The 22,123-nt window shown below is 64.9% G+C and carries 20 protein-coding genes; 10 read left to right on the forward strand and 10 right to left on the reverse strand.

Annotated elements, in window-relative coordinates; all coding sequences use genetic code 11:
• Positions 1-74: 74 nt before the first annotated feature.
• From L0U84_RS30200 to L0U84_RS30215, 4 genes are all read left to right on the forward strand, one after another.
• Positions 75-1,229: a M20 aminoacylase family protein gene (locus L0U84_RS30200; RefSeq protein ID WP_233855729.1), complete on the forward strand. Its 1,155-nt coding sequence runs from the start codon at positions 75-77 to the stop codon at positions 1,227-1,229.
• Between the two features lie 35 nt (positions 1,230-1,264).
• A complete protein-coding gene (locus L0U84_RS30205; protein WP_233855730.1) occupies positions 1,265-2,593 on the forward strand; it encodes an MFS transporter in 1,329 nt (442 codons plus the stop codon).
• A gap of 165 nt (positions 2,594-2,758) precedes the next feature.
• Complete coding sequence (locus tag L0U84_RS30210; protein ID WP_233855731.1) at positions 2,759-3,085, forward strand: transposase; 327 nt, start codon at positions 2,759-2,761, stop codon at positions 3,083-3,085.
• Between the two features lie 139 nt (positions 3,086-3,224).
• Positions 3,225-3,491 carry a hypothetical protein gene (locus tag L0U84_RS30215; protein ID WP_233855732.1) on the forward strand — a complete coding sequence of 89 codons (267 nt, stop codon included), beginning with the start codon at positions 3,225-3,227 and terminating at the stop codon, positions 3,489-3,491.
• 28 nt (positions 3,492-3,519) lie between these two features.
• Here the strand turns inward: L0U84_RS30215 and L0U84_RS30220 are convergent, their stop codons facing one another.
• Genes L0U84_RS30220 through L0U84_RS30230 form a run of 3 tightly spaced genes read right to left on the reverse strand, consistent with a single transcriptional unit; the run spans position 3,520 to position 5,924 of the window.
• Positions 3,520-4,893: an ATP-binding protein gene (locus L0U84_RS30220; RefSeq protein ID WP_233855733.1), complete on the reverse strand. Its 1,374-nt coding sequence runs from the start codon at positions 4,891-4,893 to the stop codon at positions 3,520-3,522.
• Positions 4,890-5,603, reverse strand: a complete 714-nt coding sequence (locus tag L0U84_RS30225; protein WP_233855734.1) for a response regulator — start codon at positions 5,601-5,603, stop codon at positions 4,890-4,892. Before L0U84_RS30225 ends, L0U84_RS30220 begins: the two co-directional genes overlap by 4 nt.
• Before the next feature lie 27 nt (positions 5,604-5,630).
• Positions 5,631-5,924 carry an EF-hand domain-containing protein gene (locus L0U84_RS30230; protein WP_233855735.1) on the reverse strand — a complete coding sequence of 98 codons (294 nt, stop codon included), beginning with the start codon at positions 5,922-5,924 and terminating at the stop codon, positions 5,631-5,633.
• A 248-nt stretch (positions 5,925-6,172) separates the two neighbouring features.
• On the opposite strand from L0U84_RS30230, the gene L0U84_RS30235 reads away from it, so the two are divergent.
• Positions 6,173-6,511 carry a hypothetical protein gene (locus tag L0U84_RS30235; RefSeq protein ID WP_233855736.1) on the forward strand — a complete coding sequence of 113 codons (339 nt, stop codon included), beginning with the start codon at positions 6,173-6,175 and terminating at the stop codon, positions 6,509-6,511.
• Between the two features lie 219 nt (positions 6,512-6,730).
• Complete coding sequence (locus L0U84_RS30240; protein WP_442794059.1) at positions 6,731-7,162, forward strand: hypothetical protein; 432 nt, start codon at positions 6,731-6,733, stop codon at positions 7,160-7,162.
• Here L0U84_RS30240 and L0U84_RS30245 read toward each other — a convergent pair.
• Positions 7,151-8,401, reverse strand: coding sequence for an arsenic transporter (locus L0U84_RS30245; protein ID WP_233855737.1), 1,251 nt, complete (start codon positions 8,399-8,401; stop codon positions 7,151-7,153). The two genes, L0U84_RS30240 and L0U84_RS30245, sit on opposite strands and share 12 nt — an antisense overlap.
• 275 nt (positions 8,402-8,676) lie before the next feature.
• Between L0U84_RS30245 and L0U84_RS30250 the strand changes: the two genes are divergently transcribed.
• The 3 genes from L0U84_RS30250 (at position 8,677) to L0U84_RS30260 (ending at position 10,558) form a co-directional block, all read left to right on the forward strand.
• Positions 8,677-9,240, forward strand: coding sequence for a cytochrome b (locus tag L0U84_RS30250; protein WP_233855738.1), 564 nt, complete (start codon positions 8,677-8,679; stop codon positions 9,238-9,240).
• Between the two features lie 112 nt (positions 9,241-9,352).
• A complete protein-coding gene (locus L0U84_RS30255; protein WP_233855739.1) occupies positions 9,353-9,928 on the forward strand; it encodes a YceI family protein in 576 nt (191 codons plus the stop codon).
• A gap of 48 nt (positions 9,929-9,976) precedes the next feature.
• Positions 9,977-10,558, forward strand: a complete 582-nt coding sequence (locus L0U84_RS30260; protein WP_233855740.1) for a YceI family protein — start codon at positions 9,977-9,979, stop codon at positions 10,556-10,558.
• Between the two features lie 40 nt (positions 10,559-10,598).
• Here L0U84_RS30260 and L0U84_RS30265 read toward each other — a convergent pair whose 3' ends face one another.
• Positions 10,599-12,188 carry an EAL domain-containing protein gene (locus L0U84_RS30265; RefSeq protein WP_233855741.1) on the reverse strand — a complete coding sequence of 530 codons (1,590 nt, stop codon included), beginning with the start codon at positions 12,186-12,188 and terminating at the stop codon, positions 10,599-10,601.
• A gap of 280 nt (positions 12,189-12,468) precedes the next feature.
• Here L0U84_RS30265 and dinB point away from each other — a divergent pair, with 280 nt between their 5' ends.
• The gene (dinB, locus tag L0U84_RS30270) at positions 12,469-13,635 is read left to right on the forward strand and encodes a DNA polymerase IV (protein WP_233855742.1); all 1,167 of its coding nucleotides are present in this window, start codon (positions 12,469-12,471) and stop codon (positions 13,633-13,635) included.
• Here dinB and L0U84_RS30275 read toward each other — a convergent pair.
• From L0U84_RS30275 to L0U84_RS30295, 5 genes are all read right to left on the reverse strand, one after another.
• Positions 13,632-15,098: a heavy metal sensor histidine kinase gene (locus L0U84_RS30275; RefSeq protein ID WP_233855743.1), complete on the reverse strand. Its 1,467-nt coding sequence runs from the start codon at positions 15,096-15,098 to the stop codon at positions 13,632-13,634. The two genes, dinB and L0U84_RS30275, sit on opposite strands and share 4 nt — an antisense overlap.
• Positions 15,095-15,781 (reverse strand): heavy metal response regulator transcription factor, encoded by a 687-nt coding sequence (locus L0U84_RS30280; protein WP_018424874.1) that lies wholly within the window; start codon positions 15,779-15,781, stop codon positions 15,095-15,097. The genes L0U84_RS30275 and L0U84_RS30280 overlap by 4 nt, the downstream gene beginning before the upstream one ends.
• A 198-nt stretch (positions 15,782-15,979) precedes the next feature.
• A complete protein-coding gene (locus L0U84_RS30285) occupies positions 15,980-17,533 on the reverse strand; it encodes an efflux transporter outer membrane subunit (protein ID WP_233856881.1) in 1,554 nt (517 codons plus the stop codon).
• A 50-nt stretch (positions 17,534-17,583) separates the two neighbouring features.
• Positions 17,584-18,807 (reverse strand): efflux RND transporter periplasmic adaptor subunit, encoded by a 1,224-nt coding sequence (locus L0U84_RS30290; protein WP_233855744.1) that lies wholly within the window; start codon positions 18,805-18,807, stop codon positions 17,584-17,586.
• A 23-nt stretch (positions 18,808-18,830) separates the two neighbouring features.
• Positions 18,831-22,088, reverse strand: a complete 3,258-nt coding sequence (locus L0U84_RS30295) for an efflux RND transporter permease subunit (RefSeq protein WP_233855745.1) — start codon at positions 22,086-22,088, stop codon at positions 18,831-18,833.
• Positions 22,089-22,123: the final 35 nt, after the last annotated feature.

Below are 22,123 nucleotides of genomic sequence, written 5' to 3' on the forward strand. Positions count from 1 at the left end.
TTCGACACGAACTGGCCGTGTGAGGGTTGCGCGGGCGGACCACGCACTCATTCATCACAGAGGGGATTGGCGCAATGCAGAGGGACATCGAGTTGAACGCGCTCGGCGAACAGATGCGCGCATGGCGCAGGGACATTCACCAGCATCCCGAACTCGGCTTCGACGAGCATCGCACGGCCGGACTGGTCGCGAAGCTGCTCGTCGGCTGGGCGATCGACGTGCAGACCGGCATCGGCGGCACGGGCGTAGTCGGCACGATTCGCGGCACGCGCGGCGACGGGCCGTCGATCGGTCTGCGCGCCGACATGGACGCACTGCCGATGAGCGAAAAAGGCACGCACGCGCACCGCTCGACGCACGACAACGTGTTCCACGGCTGCGGCCACGACGGTCATACCGCGATCCTGCTCGGCGTCGCGAAACACCTCGCCGCGCATCGCGACTTTCGCGGCACCGTGCATCTGATCTTCCAGCCGGCCGAGGAAACGCTGCGCGGCGGCTCGGCGATGATCAGCGACGGCCTTTTCGAGCGCTTTCACTGCGACGAGATTTACGCACTGCATAACAACAACCAGTTGCCCGCCGGCAAGGTTGGTGTGCGCAGCGGCGCGATCCTGTCGGCCTGCGATCTGTTCCGGATCACGGTCACGGGCATCGGCAGCCACGCGGCCATGCCGCACAAGTCGATCGATCCGCTGATCGTCGGCACGACGCTCGTGCAGTCGATCCAGAGCATCGTGAGCCGCAACGTCGATCCGCTCGACACCGCCGTGGTCAGCGTCTGCAAGTTCCTGTCGGGCACCGCGATCAACGTGATCCCCGACACCGCGGTACTCGAAGGCACGGTGCGCACGCTGTCGCTCAATGCCCAGCAAACCACGCTCGCGCGACTGCGCGCGATCTGCGAAGGCGCGGCCACGATGTACGGCTGCGAAGTGCGCTTCGAGCATCTGCAGACCTCACCGCCGACACTCAACACGCCCGCCGAAACCGACACCGTGCGGCGTGCCGCCGAGCGCGTGCTCGGCGCGGACAACGTGATCGTCGACGTCGCCCCGCTGATGGCCTCGGAAGACTTCGCGTTCATGCTGCAGCAACGCCCCGGTTCGTACTTCTTCCTTGGCCACGACGGCCTCACCTGCCATCACCCGGAATTCGACTTCGACGACGACACCGCGCCGACCGGCGCGGCCGTGTTCATCGAAATCGTGCGGCAGCGGCTCGGCTAATCCACATTCAGGCAATCGATCAGAGGGGAACAGCAATGAACGGAAAACCGACGCCCTCGCCGGCGATGGTGCGAAAAGTTGTGATTGCTTCGGTACTCGGCAATGCATTCGAATGGTTCGACTTCGCCATCTATGGTCTCTTCGCCGTGATGATCGCGAAGCTGTTTTTCCCGAGCGGCAACGACTTCGCCTCGATGCTGCTCACGCTGGCGACGTTCGGCGTCGGCTTCGCGGTCCGCCCGCTCGGCGGCGTGCTGCTCGGTTTGTACGGTGACCGGGTGGGCCGCAAGAAAGCGCTGTCGATGACGATCGTGCTGATGTCGATCGGCACCGGCATGATCGGTCTGTTGCCGACCTATGCGGCCATCGGCATCGCGGCGCCGATCCTGATGGTGCTGGCGCGGCTGATCCAGGGCTTCTCGGTCGGCGGCGAATTCAGCGGCGCGACCACGATGCTGGTCGAGTTCGCGCCCGCGAATCGCCGTGGCTTTTACGGCAGTTTCCAGATGTGCTCGCAGGCGCTCGCATTTGCGCTCGGCGCACTGGTCGCCTATACGCTGACCGTCAATCTCGCGCCGCACGATCTCGAGTCGTGGGGCTGGCGTCTGCCGTTCCTGCTCGGCATCCTGATCGGCCCGGTCGGCTGGCTGATCCGCTCGAGCGTCGACGAATCGCCGGAATTCCTCGCCTACGCGAGCGAAGTGCGGCGCGGCAAGATCAAGCCTGTGAATACGCCGCTGCGCACGGTGTTCCGCGACTATCCGCGCGCCGTGCTCGGCAGCATCGGCATGTCGGTGGTCGGTACCGTGTCGGCCTACGTGTTCGTGTTCTTCCTGCCGATCTTCGCGAAGAAGCAACTCGGCATGTCGGCCGCCGACGTGAACCTGAGCACCTTCATCGGCACCGCGATCATCCTCGTGTTTTGCCCGCTCGCCGGCTATCTGTCGGACCGCTTCGGCCGCAAGGCCGTGCTGCTGCCCGCGATCGTCGCGTACGGCATCGCTTCGTACGTGCTGTTCCGGCAACTCGTCAACGTGCCGACGTTCGGTTCGTTGCTCGCGGTGCAGATCGGCGTGTCGTGCTTCATGAGCTTCTTCTGGGGCCCGACGCCGATCGTGCTGACCGAAGTGTTCCCCGTCAGCGTCCGCTCGACCGGCGCGGCCGTCACCTACAACCTCGCAGTGCTGATTTTCGGCGGCCTCGCGCCGTTCGTGAACACCTGGCTCGTGCATGTGACGGGCAGCAATCTCGCACCGATCTACTACGTCCAGGCGAGCGTGGTGATCGGCATCGTCGGCGTGCTGGTGTTGCCGTCGACCGCGCGCGCAAGGCCCGCCGGGTTGCGGCTCGACGGACAGGTGTAAGCGTAGGGATCAGCGATGCACCGCTGAACGCCGCAGGCTACGCTAGCATCATCGGGCGCGAAGCAATCCGCCGTTCAGCGGGCCAAACCACGCGTAAATCCGGAATTAGTAGGAACCGCCCAAACCGTAAGATCGAGATGAACCGGTCAGTTAGGCGTTGGCGGCATGCTAGATCTACCTCTTTCGGATGACGCCTGGGCGCGCATCAGTCATCTGTTCAAGCAGGACCCGAAGAAACGTTTGGGCCGGCCCGCGCGTCCGCCGCGCGAGATCCTGGACGCGATCCTGTGGGTCGTCACGCGCGACGAGAAATGGCATCGGCTGCCCGGCACGTTTCCGCCGTCGCAGACGTGCTACATCAGGTGGCTGCAATGGCGGCGCACGGGTTTGATGAGCGCGATTCTCGACGAGCTCGGCCTGAGCGGTTGCGCGCCTGCACCGGCATCTTGCGCGAATTCGGCGCCTGCGGCGCAGCCTAAAGCCGAGGCCTGAAATCGCGGCCTGGAATGGCATATATTGTTGGTAGGGATGAGTGCCAACACGGCGCGGCCCCGATCTGCATCAGCCGCACGCGTGCGGGTATGATGCCGGGCGCGGTACCCACCGCGCCCTTCTTGCCACGAGAACCATCATGCCTGCCCAACACGACGAAGCACCCGGCGCTCACGACACGGCGGTCAAGCCCAAGCGCAAGACGCTGTCCCTGTCAGTGCGCAATCTCCTGATGGTCGCCATCGGCGTCGCGATGTTCGCGATCGTGTCGGGCGTCGTGCTGTACAACCCGATCATGTACGGCGACGAGATCCCGAACTTCGGCATCATCCTGATGCTGACGGTGCCGGTGATCGCGGGCGTCGCGTTTCGCGTCGGTCTCGACGCGTGGCTCGATCGGGAGTGAGCGGCAAGAGCGCCGTGCCCTCAACCCGTCAATCCGCCTTGACCGGCAAGACGACCCACACTTCGAGGCCACCGCCTTCGCGCGCATGAAACTGCAGGCCGCCGCCATGCAGCCGCGCGATCCGCTCGACGATGGACAGCCCCAGCCCCGTGCCGCCGCTGTGCGCACGCGCATTGCGGCCGCGCTGGAACGGCGCCTTCAGCTTTTCCAATTCCTCCGCCGTCAAACCTTTGCCGCGATCGCCGACCGCGACCGTCACCGCGTCCTGCGTCGCCCACGTGCGCACCGCAAGCCCGCTGCCGCCGTAGACGATCGCGTTCTGCATCAGGTTCATCAGCAGCCGCATCATGCTGATCGGCCGATATCGAACGGCCGGCAAATTGCCCAGTGACAACTCGAACTCGTGCCCGAGCCCGGCGAAGTCGCCCGCGAGCCGTTCGATCAGCGCGTTCAGATCGCCGGGCTGCGCTTCCTCGCGCTCGCCGCTGCCCGCGTAATCCATGAACTGCTGCAGGATCGTCTCGATCTGATCCAGATACGATTCGGCGGCGATCACGAAGCTGCTGTCGGCCCCTTCCGGCATCGCCATCGCCATCGACAGACGCAGCTTCGTCAACGGCGTGCGGATGTCGTGCGATATGCCCGCGAGCATCAACGCACGCGTCGCCTCGGCGTCCTGTAACGCGCGCGTCATCTGATTGAAAGCGCTGCCCACGGCGGCGATTTCGGCGGGGCCGTCGGTCGGCAGCGGCGCGGGCAGGTCGCCGGCGCTGACACGGCGGGCCGCTTGCGTGAGCTCATGCAAGGGTTCGTTCAGATGCAACTGGATCGCGTAGCCGGCGAGCGCGGCGAGCACGCCGAGACCCAGCGACAGGAAGATCGCCGCTTCGAGGCCGCTGCCCTGCGCGTCCTCGGGAATCGGCAGCGCGATCCAGTACGGCGCGTTCGCCACGGAACCCGCCGCGCCGTCGGAGCCGGCGACGGAGCCGGCGGCCGGCGCATGCATGCGGATCCACAGCCGCTGCGCGCCCTCGCTCTGCCACCGCACGGGCATATCAGCGGGCAGGTGCTTTTGCAGGCTGTCGATAAACACGCCGCGCTGATAGGTGCGATACGCGCGCAACAGATCGTGCGGCGGTGTGTCGGTCGCTTCGGGCGGCAACTGCTCGCGCGCGTCGAGACGCGCGGTCAGTGCCGCGCGCGAGGCGGGCGGAGTGGCCGCGAGCAGGTTGTCGAGCGTCGTCACGTAGGTCGCGAACACGGCCGCCGCGCGCTCGACGCGCGGCCGCTGCACGTAATGCAGCAGCACGATGATCGAGCAGATCTGGCTCAGCATCACGAGCGCGATCAACAGCGCGATATTGCGCGCGAGCAGCGTACGCGGCAGCAGCGCGCGCATCATGATTCGACATCGGCGACGAGCATATAGCCGACGCCCCAGACGGTGCGGATGAAACGCGGCTTCGACGGATCGTCCTCGACGATTTGTCTCAGGCGCAGCACCTGCACGTCGATGCTGCGATCGAGCGCGTCATGGTCACGCCCCCGCGCACGCGCGAGCAGGTTGTCGCGGCTCACCGCGCGATTCGGCGACGACGCGAGCGCGACCAGCAGCAGCATCTGCGCGGAATGAATCTCGAGCGGCACGCCCGCGCGCGACAGCTCCTGCTTGCCGACGTCGAGCGTGAAGTCGCCGAAACGCACGCACTGGGACGTCACGGTGACGTCGCCCGCGGCCATTTTCTGGCGGCGCAGCAGCGCATTGATTCGCGCCACCAGTTCGCGCGGCAGGAACGGTTTCGCGAGGTAGTCGTCGGCGCCGGTTTCGAGGCCGGTCACGCGATCGAGCGGATCGCCCTTCGCGGTCAGCATCAGGATCGGCAAGGTCTGCCCTTGCGCGCGCAGCTTCGCACAGATCTCGAGGCCGTCCTCTTCGCCGATCATCAGATCGAGTATCAGCAGATCGAACGGCTCGCGCTCCAGGTAGCGATTCAGACGCTTGCCGTCCTCGGCCGCGCGCACGTCGAAGCCGTGACCGCGCAGAAAGCGCAGCAGCATGTTGCGCAACTCGGCTTCGTCGTCGAGCACGATGATCCTGGCGGGGCGTTCCATCCGCAAGCTCCTCGATATCCACGCCGCTCAGCGTGCGGCCCCGCGTTCCTGCATGAATGCTTCGATCTGCGACAGTGTGATGTAGCCGGCCTTCTGCGTGTCGATCTCGTCGAAATGACGCGCGAGCATCGGCATGCCGGCCGCCGCCTGGTCGCGGGTCAGTTTGCCGTCGTGCGTGGTGTTCGCGTTCGAAAAGCGCGTTTGCAGCTGCTGCTCCATCTGCGCCATCCGCTGTGGGCTGATACCTTGCGGCGCGGCGGCCTGAGCGAACGTGACGGTGGATGCGCAGCACAGCAACACGGTGGCGAGCAACTTCTTCATGACTGACTCCTTCGGTTGGAACATCGACCGTCGCCTGGCTGGGTGCCGCGATCCGTTTCGATGACAGGCCGAATTCTTGTTCAGACGCCGCGCGATCGCAATTCAAGAATCATGTCGAGTCATGTCACGGCCCCGAGTGCCGCTGCTGCGTGACATCGAATGAAATGAGTTTGCGATTCCGTTGCTCGGGCCTGCTGCGTATCGTTCCGTCTGCCGTCCATCGGCTTTCCACGTATCAGGAGTCCCAAATGACTATCCGTCTCGCCTGCGCCTCGACTTTCACCGCCATCGGTCTTGCCTGCTCTTCCGCCGCCTACGCCAGAGTCGTCGTGTATCTGCCCGCCGCCGTGGTCTATGCGCCACCACCGCGACCGGTCTACTACCCGATGCCGATCGATCCCGTGTACGTATCGGCACCGCCTGTCGCCGTTCCAGTGGCGGCCGCGACCATCGTCGCGGCGCCGGCCAACCCGCTGCCCGGCACGACGGCCGCTGCTGCCGTGGTGGTGCCGCCCGCGCCCAACTATGCGGTGATGCCCGCGCCGACGGTCAGCTATGCGCAACCGCTCGCGAGCGCGCCGCATTGACCGCGCACTGCGGGCTGTCGGGTCGAGCGGCTTCGACCGCCTCGAGGCTCGCCACGCCGTTGACTCAGCATAGGACAAGCGCCTGGTACGCACGCCTGGTGAATTCCCGTTGTCCCGTTGAAAGGTGCAGCGCCGCTGCGGCGCGCCGGGCGCTGCGCGTAAAGCTTGCATTGAGTTTGCCGCTTCTTGCCATCGCGCACAGCGTCCGGCGCGGGTTCGATGTGGCGTTTTGTGCCGTCACGGCTGATCTTGACTACCTATAGGCGGGATGGAACGAAGCTTGCTGACGCTTATACGTTCGCGCGCGTCTATCTCCAGCGTTCCTTTTCCCGGACCTTTGTGATGAGTTACCAAGATATCGACAAAGAAATTGCCCATCTCGAAGTCGTTTTCAACGCACTTTCAGCGCGCGACCGTTTTCCGCTGTCGTACTGGCATCGCCGGCTGCTCGCGTTGAACCGTTCGTCGATGGTGCCCGCGCAACGCCAGCGCGTCGCCCACCTCGAAGCGAGGCTGCGCTCGATCGGCGCGCGACTGGACCAGCTCGCCGACGCGACGCGAGTCGGCTCCGCACCGGCCCGCGTCGATGACGGACGGCTCAAGGGTCCGTTTGATGGCGGACGTGTTTCGCAGGTCCGTTCAGCCGGTTAGAATCCGCGCCCCAAGCGCCAGCACTAGCGCGGGCACCATCACCAGCGCGCCGACCTTCAGGAACTTCATGAAGCCGACGTCTTCGCCTTCACGGCGAATCGCGTTGAGCCACAGGATCGTCGCGAGCGAGCCGGTGATCGACAGATTAGGCCCGAGGTCGACGCCGATCAGGAACGCGTCGACCACGCGCTCCGGGCTATGCGCCTGCATCACGGTCGAGCTCGCGATCAAGCCGGCCGGCAGGTTATTGATCAGATTGCTGAGGAACGCGATGCTCGCGCCGGCCCAGCCGGCCGCTTCGATTTCTTTGTGTTCGGTCGCGCGCCGCAGGGCGCCCGCGAACGCGGTGATCACGCCGGTGTGATCGAGCATCTCGACCAGCACGAACAGCCCGGCGACGAGCGGCAACACGTTCCACGAGATTTCGCGGATCATCGGCAGCGGCGATCTGCGCTCCTTGATCAGCACGACGAGCGCGGTCAGCGTGCCGAGGATCGCGGTCGGCAGGCCGAGCTGGATGTCGTACGCGGAAACCGTCAGCAGCGCGCCGGCCGTCACCGCGATGCCCGCGAGCGCGACGCGCCCGCTCGCGGTCAGCTCGACCGCCTCCAGATTCGCCTCGCAGACACCGGCCAGCGCGTCGCGCTGGGTCCAGCGCAGCATCACGAAGGTCGCGGCGATCGACAGCACCGATGGCAGCGTGAAGCGCAGCATCCACGGTCCCAACGGCGGCGTGTGATTACCGTACAGCACGATGTTGGCCGGATTTGAAATCGGCAGCACGAAGCTCGCCGCATTGGCGACGAACGCGCAGACAAACAGCAGCGGCAGCGGCGGCGTCTTCGCTTTCTTCGCCGCGGCGAACACGGCGGGTGTCAGGACGACGGCGGTGGCGTCGTTGGAAAGAAACGCGGTGATCACGACGCCGAACACATAAACGAGCACGAACAGCTTGCGCGGCGAACTACGGGCATGATTGACCGCGAGCACCGCGACCCAGTCGAACAGCCCTTCGCGGCGGCCGACTTCGGAGAGCAGCATCATGCCGAACAGGAACAGATAGACGTCGGTGCCCTTGCCGATCGCTTCGATCGCCAGATGCAAGGGCAACAGGCCGAGCGCGACGAGCAGCAACGCGCCGGCGACGGCCCACACGGCTTCGGGCCATTTGAACGGCCGCGTGATCACGCCGGCGGTGGCGAGCGCGGCAATGCCCCATGAAAGAAAGACAGGATTCACGGCTTAAGCCCGGAAAATGGGTGGTGTTGGTGGCTGCGCAAAGCGCGCGCAACCTTTGTTGTTCGGGGCAACAAGTTACCACAGCGGTACCACGGCGCGCCCTCCATAGCAGGGCGCGTGCCTTCATGCTCGCGCCTTTCAGCGCGCAAGTCTTTCAACACAATTAACGCCAACGAGGAAACAATCTGTTCCCGCTCGCCCCCTTTTCAGTTTGAATTGGCATCCCTACTATCCGCATTCTCACGCGGCTTCTCGCGAGCAACGGATCGAACACGATGCAAATTCAGGCTTCCGCTCCCACGCGCTACCACGGCGCCGCCATCGCGCTGCACTGGCTGATCGCCGCGCTGATGATCGGCGGCTTCTACATCGGCTGGATCATGACCGATATCCCCGGTTTCACGCCGACCAAGCTCAAATACTTCTCGTGGCACAAATGGATCGGCGTGACCGTGTTCGCGCTCGCGCTGCTGCGCGTGCTGTGGCGCGCGACGCACCGCGCGCCCGCGCTCGATGCCGCGACGCCCGCATGGCAGAGGGCCGCCGCGCATCTGGTGCACGGTCTGCTGTATCTGCTGATGCTCGCGATTCCGTTGTCCGGCTACTTCTACAGCTCGGCGGCCGGCATTCAGGTCGTGTATCTGGGCATCGTGCCGCTGCCGACGATCATCGGTCCCGATCAGGCGCTGAAGGCCACGCTGCGCACTGTGCACGTGCTGCTCGATTACACGCTGCTCGCGCTCGTGCTGATGCACGTGCTGGCGGCGCTCAAGCATCAGTTCGTCGATCGCGACGGCTTGCTCGCGCGCATGGTGCCGTTTCTGAGGTCCCGCGCATAGCGATATGACGGCGTCAAGACGGTAATCCCGCCGATTGGCTATGACTGGTTGGCAATCAAATTCTTCGCGGTGTGCAATCAGACCGCGTGGCTCGGATAGGATGCGTACCATCATGAAAACACCCTTTTATCTCTCCGCTCATCGCGCGACGCTCGCCTCTTTCGCGGCGCTTGCGCTGTTCGGCGCGAACCTCGCGCACGCCGACGTCGACCTCGCGAAAAGCAGCGTCATCGCGACGACCAAACAGATGAACGTGCCCGTCGACGGCAAGTTCAAAAAGTTCTCCGCGCAGCTGAATTTCGATCCGGCCAAGCCGGCCGCGGGCAGTGCGAACGTATCGATCGACACCGCGAGCTATGACCTCGGCGCCGACGACTACAACAAGCAGGCGCAAGGCAAGGAATGGTTCGACAGCGGCGCCTTCCCGTCCGCTACCTTCGTATCGAGCTCGATCGCGCCGGCCGGCGGCAACCAGTACAAGGTGACCGGCAAGCTGACCATCAAGGGCAAGTCGCAAACGGTCGTCGTGCCGGTCGTGATCGCGAGCCAGGGCGCCACCCAAACCTTCGACGGCGCGCTGCCGATCAAGCGCACGCAATTCGACGTCGGCACCGGCGAATGGAAAGACACGTCGGTCGTCGCCGACGAAGTCGTCATCAAATTTCATCTGGTCGCGGCGAAGAAATAACGCTCGACGCCGCAGCACCGCCTTACCTTTCGACCTCTGGAGTCCACCTTGAAGAAATCCTTCCTGCTCGCCGCCGGCGCGCTCACCGCCGCATTGTCGTTCAACGCGATGGCCGCCACTGAAACCTACATGCTCGATCCGACCCACACGTCGCCGAGCTTCGAGGCCGATCACTTCGGCGGCCTGTCGATCTGGCGCGGCAAGTTCAAGAAAGCCAGCGGCACGGTGACGCTTGACCGCGCGGCGAAGACCGGCACCGTCGACGCGACGATCGACCTGAGCTCGGTCGGCATCGGCAACGACAAGCTCAACGAGGAACTGGTCGGCGACAAGTTCTTCGACACCGCGAAGTTCCCGACCGCGGTCTACAAGGGCACGCAGATCAAGTTCGACGGCGACAAGCCGGTCGAAGTGATCGGCACGCTGACCATGCACGGCATCACCAAGCCGGTGAACCTGAAGATCGAATCGTTCAAGTGCATCCAGCATCCGGTGCTCAAGCGTGAAGTGTGCGGCACCGAATCGACCGCGACGTTCAATCGCGACGATTTCGGCATCGACTTCGGCAAGGCGTACGGCTTCAACATGAAGACCACGCTGAATATCCAGGCCGAAGGCATCAAGCAGTAACGGCCTCACCGCGCGCCCGGCGCCGCCGGGCGACGCGCGGCTAGATCACGGGCTGCTCCGGCACGAGCGACGGCTGACGCGCCTCGATCCACGTAATCAGTTCCTCGCGGCGCATGGCCTTGGCGAACAGCCAGCCCTGCCCGTACTGAACGCCGCGGCGCACCAGATATTCGACCTGCTCCGTGCGCTCGATCCCTTCCGCGACGATTTTCACGCCCAGTTCGTGCGCCATGTCGATGATATGGGGCGCGACGATGCTCGACGCCGCGTCCTGCGCGATCGTGTCGACGAACGATTTGTCGATTTTCAGCACGTCGATATTGAAGGTTTGCAAATAGGCGAGGCTCGAATAGCCGGTGCCGAAATCGTCGATATAGACCGGGTGGCCCGCGCTTCTGAAGGCCGCTATCGTATGCCGGGTGACGTCGGCGTTCAGGAAGCTGCGCTCTGTTGCTTCGATCCTGATCTGGGCGGGACGGATGCCGGTTCCGGCAAGTTTTGCGGTGACGAGATTCAGAAAACGCGGCGTGCGCAGATCCTCGCCGCTGACGTTGACCGAGACGTAGAACGACGGCCGCGAGCGCAACAGCCCCTTAAGGTCGTGGACCGCTTTATCCAGCACGAGGTCGGTCAGCGGCTGGATCAGGCCATGCTGCTCGGCCACCGCAACGAAGATATTCGGCGAGATGTCGCGTCCGTTGAGCTGCCACCTGGCCAGCGCTTCGACGCCGACGCATTCGTTGGTCGTGAGACTGACGATCGGCTGATACACGACATCGATCTTTTTATGCGAGATCGCCCATTCGAGCGTGGCCTGGAACGACACCCGCCGCGAGATCCGTTTGAATGAGAACCAGCCGAATGCGGCGCCCAAGGCGACGCCCATCGAAAGCCACATCGCCAGCAGGCCGGGCCAGTCTTTCAGCAAGCTGGTGCGCCGGCCCTTGACGACGACGCCAAGGGGGCGCGACGACGAATGTGCCACCGCGTAGATCCAGTCACTACTATCGACACGCCCCGCCCGCTTCCAGGCATTGAGCATCTCGTCGGCGTCCGCGCCCGTCGACAGCGCGACGATCAGGTTCAGCTCGGTGTTGATCGTGGCGATCGGCCGTCCGGCGGGATCGATGACATCGACGAATGACTGCGGATCGACTGACACATATTCGCCGTTGCGCGCAACCTGGATGTCCTCGCGCACGTCGCTGAGCGGATTCTTTTGCTCGAACCAGATCAGGTAGCCGTCATTGCTACGCCAACGCGGCGGCTGCAACGGCACATTCTGCGAGCGAACGTCGCCGAACAGCGGCGAGCAAAGATAGCGCCCGTCGCCTATCGCGCCCGCATCCCGAACGTAGCGATAGTTGAAAACCACGCGGGCAGCCCGTTGCAGGTATTCGGGCGAACACACGTCGGAGTGCTCGGCCTGCAGGTCCGCGATCGCCGCAAAGGCCTGATATGTGACGAGGTCCGTGCGCATCACCGCTTTCGCCGCGTAGTCCCGCAAATTTGCCTGCTCGCGGCGTGCGACGTCTTCGTTCGCGACATAGACGCTGATCAGGACCGGCAACACCGTGGCAGCGCAGCCAAGTGCGATATACGCCGAAATCAGCGACATTCGCTTGATCATCTGTCGAGCCCCGGGTGAACGGTCGCGGCGAAACCCGCCTGGAGCGGCCGCCCACCGTGGGCCGGGCACGCAATCGTCGGACGTTAGAGAGAAGAATAGTTTCTGAACCCGCTTTTTCAACATCGCGTTGCAGGACCCGCGGGCGATTGCTGGCGACCGGCGGCGGGCGACCGGCTGCGGGCGACCGGCTGCGGGCGCGGCAAGGTACCATTACGGACCGGCGCCAACGCCATGCGCGCCGTCCTAGCCCTCGCTTATTGCCACCGTCCGTTTCAACCTCATGAATTCGCCACCTCGCCGCATCGCGCACCTCGACATGGACGCGTTTTATGCGTCCGTCGAACTGCTGCGCTATCCGGAGCTGCGCGGCAGCGCTGTGGTGATCGGCGGCGGCCGCAACAGCGCGCCGCAGGTGCTCGAGGACGGCAGCAAGCGCTTCGCGAAGCTGCGCGATTACGCGGGCCGCGGCGTCGTGACCACCTCGACCTATGAAGCGCGCGCGCTCGGCGTATTCTCGGCGATGGGCATGATGAAGGCCGCCGCGCTCGCGCCCGACGCGATCCTGCTGCCGACCGACTTCGATTCCTACCGTCACTATTCGCGCCTCTTCAAAGCGGCGGTCAGGACGTTCACGGAGCGAATCGAGGATCGCGGCATCGACGAGATCTATATCGACCTGACCGAGGTGCCCGGCGAGGCGGCTGACATCGGCCGGCGCATCAAGGAGGCCGTCCATCAGGCCACCGGTCTCACCTGCTCGATCTGCGTCGCGCCGAACAAGCTGCTCGCGAAGATCGGCTCCGAGCTCGACAAGCCCGACGGCCTGACGATCCTCACACCGGCGGACATACCGCTGCGCGTGTGGCCGCTGCCGGTGCGCAAGGTCAACGGCATCGGTCCGAAGGCCGCGGAAAAGCTGACCGCGCTCGGCCTCGCGACGGTCGGCGATCTGGCCGCCGCCGACGCCGGGCTGTTGCAGGACAACTTCGGGCGCAGCTATTCCGCGTGGCTGACGGAGATCGCGCAGGGTCACGACGAGCGGCCGGTGGTGGTCGAATCGGAGCCGAAGTCGATCAGCCGCGAGACTACGTTCGAGCGCGATCTGCATCCTCGTCACGATCGGCCGGCGTTATCGAGCGCGTTCACGGGACTGTGCGTGCGGGTCGCCGACGATCTCGTGCGCAAGGGCTACGTGGGCCGCACGATCGGCATCAAGCTGCGTTACGACGATTTCCGCACCGTCACGCGCGACCTGACACTCGACGAACCGACCGCCGACGCGACCGAGATCCGCCGTGCGGCGACCGAATGTTTGCGACGCGTGCAGTTGAACCGCAAGCTGCGGCTGTTGGGCGTGCGCATCAGCGCGCTGAGCTCGGCCAGCGAACAGGCGCTGAAGCCGCGCCTGCCGGTTCAGGCCGACTTGCCTTTCGCGAGCGACGACTAGGCGGTGTCGCCAGCGATGCCAGCCGCAGTCGTAGTCGTAGTCGCATTCACGTTCGCGCGCATGGCCGGCACGTCGCCCGAGGTGGACAGCGCCGATGCCGCCACCGAAAACGAGAACGTATTGACGCCGTTCGCGCTGTGCGCGGACACGGTGCCGCGATGCATCTCGGCGATCGCCTTCACGATCGCGAGCCCGAGCCCGTGGTTTTCGCGGCTATTGGTGCGCGAGACTTCCGCGCGATAGAAACGGTCGAACAGATGTTCGAGCACGTCCGGCGCGATCTGCTCGCCCGGATTCGCCACGACGACGCGCACCTGGTTGCGCAGCGGACCTTCGCCGCGCGCGATCGTCACGCTGATCGACGCGCCCGGCTCGCAATGCTGGATCGCGTTCATCAGCAGGTTCGTGCACGCGCGGCCGAATAGCGAGCGGTTCACGCGCGCGAACGCATCGCCGTGCAACTTCGCATGCACGCGCGCCTCTTCGAGCGGAATCTCCAGAAACTCCAGCGTATGCGCGACTTCCGCCGCGAGCGACACCTCGACGAGCCCCGTCGCGCGTTCGCCCTGATCGGCGCGCGCGAGGAACAGCATGTCGTTGATGATCGTGCGCATCCGCTCGAATTCTTCGAGGTTCGATTGCAGCGTGTGGCGCAGGTCGTCGACCGAGCGGTTGCGCGTGAGCGCGACCTCGGTCTGGCCGATCAGGATCGTCACCGGTGTGCGCAATTCATGCGCGACGTCCGCGTTGAACGATTCGAGGCGGCCGTAGGCGCCGTCGAGCCGTTCGAGCGCGCCGTTGAACGAGTTCGCGAGGTCGTTCAGTTCGAGCGGCAGCGACGCGGTATTGAGCCGCTGCGAGCGGTTGTTCGGACTGACCGCCGAGGCGTCGCGCGTCAGACGCGTGAGCGGTGCGAGACCGATGCGCGTGACAGAGTAGCTGAGCAGCAGCACCGCGAGACTGCCGAGCGCGGACAGCGCCGCGAGTGCCGAGCCGAACACGCGCATCGTGCGCAGGTTCGGTGAATAGCTCGACGCGACCTGCAACTGCACCGGCGGCCGAGCGGCATTGGCGGGCAAGGTCACCGTCGAGGTCAGCATGTCGGGGCCGCCGCCCGCCGGCGCGATGCGCGCGTAGCCGCCCGACCAGCTCTTCGTGACCGTGCCCTGCACCGGCGTGCCGAAGTGATAGCTCGGATCCGCGCTCGTCACCGAGTACACGGTGCTGCTGTCGTGCGGCGTCATGTCGGTGAGTTTTTCGCGGCAAATCCGCCATTTTTCGGGGGTCACCGCGTGATAGACGATGATGCGCGCGATCTGCGTGCGATCGTCGAGCGACTCGCGCAGATGATGTTCGAGCTGCGTGCGCAGCACCAGAAAGAGCCCGGAGCCGACGAGCGTAAAGACGAACAGCGCGACCAGCGCGAACATCGACGCAAGCCGGCGGGCAATCGAGCGGTTCATGATGTCTCTGCCTCTTCACGCACCTCGAGCACGTAGCCCATGCCGCGCACCGTGTGCAGCAGTTTCGACGGAAACGGGCCGTCGAGCTTCGCGCGCAGCCGCTTGATCGCGGTTTCGACGACGTTCGTATGGCTGTCGAAATTGACGTCCCATACGAGCTCGGTAATCGCGGTCTTCGACAGGATGTCGCCCTGACGGCGCGCCAGCACGCTCAACAGTTGAAACTCTTTCGCGGTCAGGTCGAGGCGCACGCCGTCGCGCGTTGCGCGGCGGCCGATCAGATCGACGAACAGATCGCCGACAGAAATCAACGTGGACTCCTGCGAACGCGTGCGGCGCGCGAGCGCATGCAGACGCTCGACCAGTTCGAGGAACGAGAACGGTTTGGTCAGGTAGTCGTCGGCGCCTTCGCGCAGGCCGCGCACGCGGTCGTTCACGTGATCGCGCGCGGTCAGCATGATGACCGGCGTCGACTTGCGCATGCGCAGCGCCTTCAGCACGCTGAAGCCATCGCGCTTGGGCAGCATCACGTCGAGGACGATCACGTCGTAATCGAACTCGGTGGCCAGATGCATCCCTTCCTCGCCGTCGAGTGCGACGTCGACGACCCAGCCCTGCTCTGTCAAGCCGGAGCGCAGGTAGTCCACCACCTTGTGCTCGTCTTCAACAATCAGCAATTTCATCCGCGTCCCCTGTCGGCAGGAGTTAGCGCTTTAGCGCTTACTCCTGCCCCATGCCGCTTGCGGCGGTCGACCGGAGTTAGCGCTTTGGCGCTTACTTCGGTCCCATGCCACTTGTGGCTTCAACGTTCCATTATACGAACGCCCCTGAGTCTTCGCGCCGATCCCAATGCATCGGCATGGAAGCCCGACCGTGGCGATTCAACGTGCAGGCGCCAGCGTCTCCTTCTGCGCGCCGCCCGTTTGCGCCTGCTGCGGCATCGCCGTAGCGCTGGCGACGTTCGCTGTGGCACTGGCAACGTTCACTGCGGCATCGGTCGCGTTCGCTTCGTTCGCGGCCATCGCGCCGCCTTGCGCGCCGCCATCCCAACCGCCGCCGAGCGCCTTCACGAGCGCCACCGACAACGTCAGCTGCTGACCGTGAATCTGCACATCCGTGCGCTCGCTGGTCAGCAGCGATTCCTGCGCATCGATCACGTTCAGATACGCGACGAGGCCGCCCGAATAGCGATCGTTTGCGAGCGACAGCAGCCGCTGCGCATCCTCGACCGCCTCACGCGACTGCTTCGCCGCGCCATCGAGCACCGACAGTCCGGTGATGCCGTCCTGCACCTGCTGGAACGCGCTCAGCACCGTTTGCCGATAATTCGCCTCGGTCGCCTTGTAGCCCTCGCTCGCGTACTTGACGTTGGCCGCGCGCCGCCCGCCGTCGAAGATCACCTGACCGACCGTCGCACCGAGCGTCCACATCAGCGTCGGCGCGGTAAGCAGATTGGCGAACTCGGTGCTTTCCCAGCCGATGCCCGGCGTCAGCGTGAGGCTCGGGAAGAACGCCGCCTTGGCCACGCCGATCTGCGCGTTGGCGGCCGCCATCGCGCGTTCCGCCGACGCCACGTCGGGCCGCCGTTGCAGCACGTCGCTGGGTACACCGAGCGGCACCGTCGGCGGCTTGATGTCGAGCACCTTCGGCTCGATCGCGAACTGCGGGGCCGGTACGCCGACCAGCGCGGCGATCGCATGCTCGAACTGCGCGCGCTGATTCAGCAGCAGTTGCGCCTGCACGCGCGTCGAGTCGAGCTGCGATTTCTGCTGCAGCACGTCGAGGCCCGAGACCGAACCGAGATCGTGCTCGGTGTTCACGTAATCGAGCGCTTTCTGCTGCAGCTTCACCGACTGGTTCAGCACGTCGATCTCGTTGTCCAGCTCACGCAGCGAGAAGTAGTCGGTGGCGAGGTCAGTCGTCAGCACGAGACGCGCGTTCGCGAGATCGTCCGCCGACTGCTCGGCCGATGCCTGCGCGCCCTCGACCTGACGACGGATGCGGCCGAACAGATCGGTGTCGTAGTTGATCGTCGGCCCGAGCTGGATGTTGTTCTGCACAGTCGATTGGGTCGGCGTCGCATAGTTCGTCAGCGGCCGGTCGTGCGAGATGCGAAAGCGCGAGGCCTGCGCATTGAAATCAACTTCCGGCACGCGCTGCGCGCTGGCGTTCGCGAGCGTCGCCTTCGCCTGCTCGTAGTGCGCGCTCGCCGCGGCGAGCGTCTGGTTCTGCGCGAGCGCCTGGGTTTCGAGCGTCGCGAGCGTCGGGTCGGCGAAACCCGTCCACCAGTCCGGCGCAATCGGCGCATGCGACGGCGCGGCGACGCGCCAGAACGAATCGGTGTGCCACTCGGGCGGCACCTCGGCCTGCGGCCGCTGATAGTCGGGGCCGACCGTGCAGGCGGCGAGCAACGCCGCTCCGGCGCACGCGCTCAGCGCGGTGAAGACGGTGCCACGCGTACGCGACCGGTATGAACCAGTGAACCTCACGACGCCCCCTTGTCGCTCTTCTGCGGCTGCACCTGTACGTGATCGCCATCGGCAATCGAATCGCTCGGGTTGATGATGATGCGATCGGTCGGCTCGATTCCGCTTTCGATTTCGAGCTGCTGACCGAGGTCCACCGCGATCACGACCTTGCGCAGGCTCACGTTGCCCTTCGCATCGACGACCGCGAGGCGCGGCCCCTCCGCGCGAAACAGCAGCGCATTGCCGGGCACCGTCAGGCGCGCATGCGCTGCGGCCGGCAACGCGACCTGCACGTAGGCGCCGGGGCGCAGCTTGTCGTCGGGATTCGGCAGCGTCACTTCGATCTGCAACGAACGCGTCGGCACGTCGATCGCGCCGGACATGTGCGTGATCGTGCCGTTGAACTGCTGGCCCGGCAGTTCGGCCTGGGTGACCACGACCTTCTGCCCGACCGCCACGTTCTGCGCATAGGCCTGCGGCAGCTGCACGTAGACGCGAAGCGGATCCGACTGCGCGAGCGCGAACAGGGCCCGGCTCGTCCCGCTGCCCGCGTCGATCAGATCGCCGACATCGACGTTGCGCTGCGTGACCACGCCGGTAAACGGTGCGACGATCCGCTTGAACGATTCGAGCTGCTGCAGACGCTTGACGTTCGCATCGGCGGCCGCGAGGTTCGCGATGTCCTGCGTATAGGTGCTTTGCCGTTCGTCGAGCTCCTGTTGCGACACTGCATCGCGCTGGCGCAACTGCTGCCAGCGATCGAGCGAGCTCTTCGCGAGCGCGAGGCTCGAATTGATCTGCTGGCGTTGCGCGAGAGCCTGCGCGAGTTCCTGGTCGATTTCCGGCGTATCGAGTTCGGCCAGTAGTTGCCCCTGTTTCACGTGCGTGCCGATATCGGCGTACCAGTGCAGCAGATAGCCGGTCGCGCGCGCATAGATCGGCGACTCGACGTAGCCGCGCAACGTGCCCGGCAGCAGCGTGTTGCCGCTGCCTTCGCTCTGCGTCGGCGTGACGACGTTCACGTACTGCTTTGCGTTCTGTTGCGCGGTCGCCGTGACCTCGCGGTTTTGCAGCACGTTCGCGATCACGGTGCGCAGCGTGCCTATCACGAGCAGCACGAGCACGATCACGACCGCGATCTTCGCGCGCTTCCATTCGCGATTGCGCGGCGGCAGCAGGTGCTCTCCCTCTTCGGTTTCCCGCGTGGGGATCGCTAGCGATGCATGAGTTTTTTCTGTCATCTCAGTCAACCATCGTTTAACTTTTACGCGGGCGTCGCCGCACTGCTGTGTTCCGGTGCGGGGCTGCCGCTATGGCCGTGGTTCCCACCGCCGTTGCCGCCATCGTCGCCGCCACCGCCGTCGTCGTCTCCACCGCCGTTCTTACGACGGCGCGCGAGCCACGAATGAATCCCGGCGAACACGAGCGGCACGAAAAACAGCGTCGATACGGTCGCGAACAGCAGGCCCCCGATCACCGCGCGGCCAAGCGGCGCATTCTGCTCGGCGCCTTCGCCGAGACCGAGCGCCATCGGAATCATGCCGATGATCATCGCGAACGCGGTCATCAGCACCGGCCGGATCCGGCTCGCGCCCGCTTCGAGCGCGGCCGTGAGCGGGGGCGCGCCGGCCGAGAGCCGCTGGCGTGCGAACGAGACCATCAGAATACTGTTCGCGGTCGCGACGCCCATCGTCATGATCGCGCCGGTCAGCGCCGGCACGCTTAGATGGGTGCCAGTCAGGAACAGCATCCACACGATGCCCGCGAGCGCCGCCGGCAACGCGCTGACGATGATCAGCGGATCGATCCACGACTGGAAGTTCACGACGATCAGCAGATACACGAGCACGATCGCCATCGCGACGCCGATGCCGAGCCCAAAGAACGAGCTGCGCATCGTCTGTACCTGGCCGCGCACGGTGATCGTGCTGCCGCGCGGCAGCGACGCGCGCACCTGGTTCACGATCTTGTCGACCTGATTCGCCACGCCGCCGAGATCGCGCTTTTCAACGCTCACATACAGATCGATCACCGGCCGGATGTTGTAGTGCGTGACTAACGCGAACTGGCTCTGCGGCGACACCTGCACGAGGTTGCCGAGCAGTTGCGTCGGCCCGTTCATCGTCGCCGACACCGGGGTGCGCAACAGTTCGTCGATCGACGACACCTGGTACTGCGGCGTCTGCACCTGCACCTTGTATTCGACGCCGTTGCGGTTGTTGATCCAGAAGCCCGGCGACGTCTGCGAGCTGCCCGACAGCGATACGAGCACGTTCTGCGCGACGTCGTTCGCGGTCAGGTTCAGTTGTTGCAGGCGGGTACGGTCCATATGCAGATCGAGCACCGGTTCGTCGAGCTTCTGCTGGATATGCGTGTCGACGGTGCCGGGAATCAGCCGCACCTGCTTGAGCAGCTTGCGCGCGACTTCGAGGTTGCCCTGCTGATTCGCGCCCGCAATCTGCACGTCCACCGCCGCAGGCAGGCCGAAGTTCAGGATCTGCGTGACGATGTCGGCCGGCTGAAAGAAGAACTCGACGCCCGGGAAACGCTGCGGCAGGATCGCGCGCAGCTTGTCCATGTAGAGCTGCGACGGCTTGTGTCCTTCGTTCAGCGCAATCTGGATCTCGCCGTCGAGCGTGCCCATCGTGCCCGCATTGCTATACGACAGGTTGATGCCGCTATACGGCAGGCCGAGGTTGTCGAGAATCGTGCCCAACTCCTTCGGCGGCACGACTTCGCGGATCACCTTCTCGACCTCGTCGGCCAGCCGCGCGGTTTCCTCGATCCGCGTGCCGGTCGGCGCGCGCATGTGCAGACGGATGTCGCCCGCGTCGACGCTCGGGAAGAAGTCTTCGCCGAGCGTGAAGAACAGACCCATCGACAGCACGCAGAAACCGAGGAACAGCGTGCCGAACATCTTGCGACGCACGAGCAGGCTGCTCAGGATCATGATGTAGGCCGCGCGCATGCGCTCGAAGCCGGCGTCGAAGCGGTGATACAGACGCATGAACAGATTCGGCTTCGTGCCCGCCTTCGGCTTGTGCGCGTGGCCCATCAGCAGCATCGCGAGCGTCGGCACGAGGGTACGCGACAGGATGTACGACGCGAGCATCGCGAACACCACCGCTTCCGCAAGCGGCACGAACAGATAGCGCGCGACGCCGGTCAGGAAGAACATCGGCACGAACACGATACAGATACACAGCGTCGACACGAGCGCCGGCACCGCGATTTCGCCGGCGCCGTCGAGAATCGCATCGTGCAGATTCGTGCCCATGTGCAGGTGCCGCTCGATGTTCTCGATCGTCACCGTCGCGTCGTCCACCAGGATGCCGACCGCGAGCGCGAGTCCGCCCAACGTCATGATGTTGATGGTCTGCCCGAGCGCGTGCAGCACGATCAGCGACGACAGGATGGACAGCGGAATCGAGATCGCGATGATGCAGGTGCTGCGCCAGTTGCCGAGGAACAGCAGGATCATCGCGGCGGTCAGCGCGGCGGCGACCAGCGCCTCGCGCACCACGCCCTGCACCGCCGCCTTCACGAACACCGACTGGTCGAACAGCGCGGTGATCTGCAAATCCGGCGGCAGCGCCGAGCGGGCGGCCGGCAAGATACCCTTTAACGTATCGACGATCGACAGCGTCGACGCGTTGCCGTTCTTCAGCACCGACATCAGCACGCCACGATGACCGTTCTGCCGCACGATGTTGGTCTGCGGCGAGTAGCCGTCGCGCACATGCGCGACTTCACGCAGATAGGTCGTCGCGCCGTTGACGGTGCGCACCGGAATGTCGTTGAGGCCCTCCAACGTCGGCGGCGAACCGTTCATGTCGATCGTGTATTCCTTCGGCCCGATCTTGGCTGTGCCGGTAGGCAGAATCAGGTTTTGCGCGTTGAACGCGTTGACCACGTCAGTCGGCGTCAGGCCCTTGGCCAGCATCGCGCGCGTATCGAGGTCGACCGAGATCAGTCGCGATTTGCCGCCATACGGATACGGCACGGCCGCGCCCGGGATCGTCACAAGTTGCGGACGCAGGAAGTTCAGCGCCGTGTCGTTGAGATCCTGCTCAGAGAGCTTCGGACTCGACAGGCCGAGCTGGATCACCGGAATACTCGAGGCCGAGTAGCTGATCACCAGCGGCGCGGTGGCGCCCGGCGGCATCTGCTTCAATTGCGCCTGCTCGACGGCCACCGTCTGCGCGATCGCCGTCTGGATGTTCGCGTTCGGCTGCAGAAACACCTTCAGGATCGCGATGCCGGGGAGCGACTGCGATTCGATATGTTCGATGTCGTTGACCGTCGTGGTCAGACTGCGCTCGTTGACCGACGTGATGCGGTTGGCCATGTCCTCGGCCGACAACCCGGTGTACGTCCAGATGATGCTGACGACCGGAATGTTGATTTCCGGCAACACGTCGACGGGCGTGGTGAACAGCACGAAGGGCGTCGCCAGCACGATCAGAATCGCCATCACGATGAACGTGTATGGCCGCTTAAGCGCTACGTTGACGATCCACATTGAAACGGGCCAGAGAGAATGCGGGTGGAGGGGGG

It is taken from the genome of Paraburkholderia sp. HD33-4 (genome assembly GCF_021390635.1).
Lineage (GTDB): Bacteria > Pseudomonadota > Gammaproteobacteria > Burkholderiales > Burkholderiaceae > Paraburkholderia.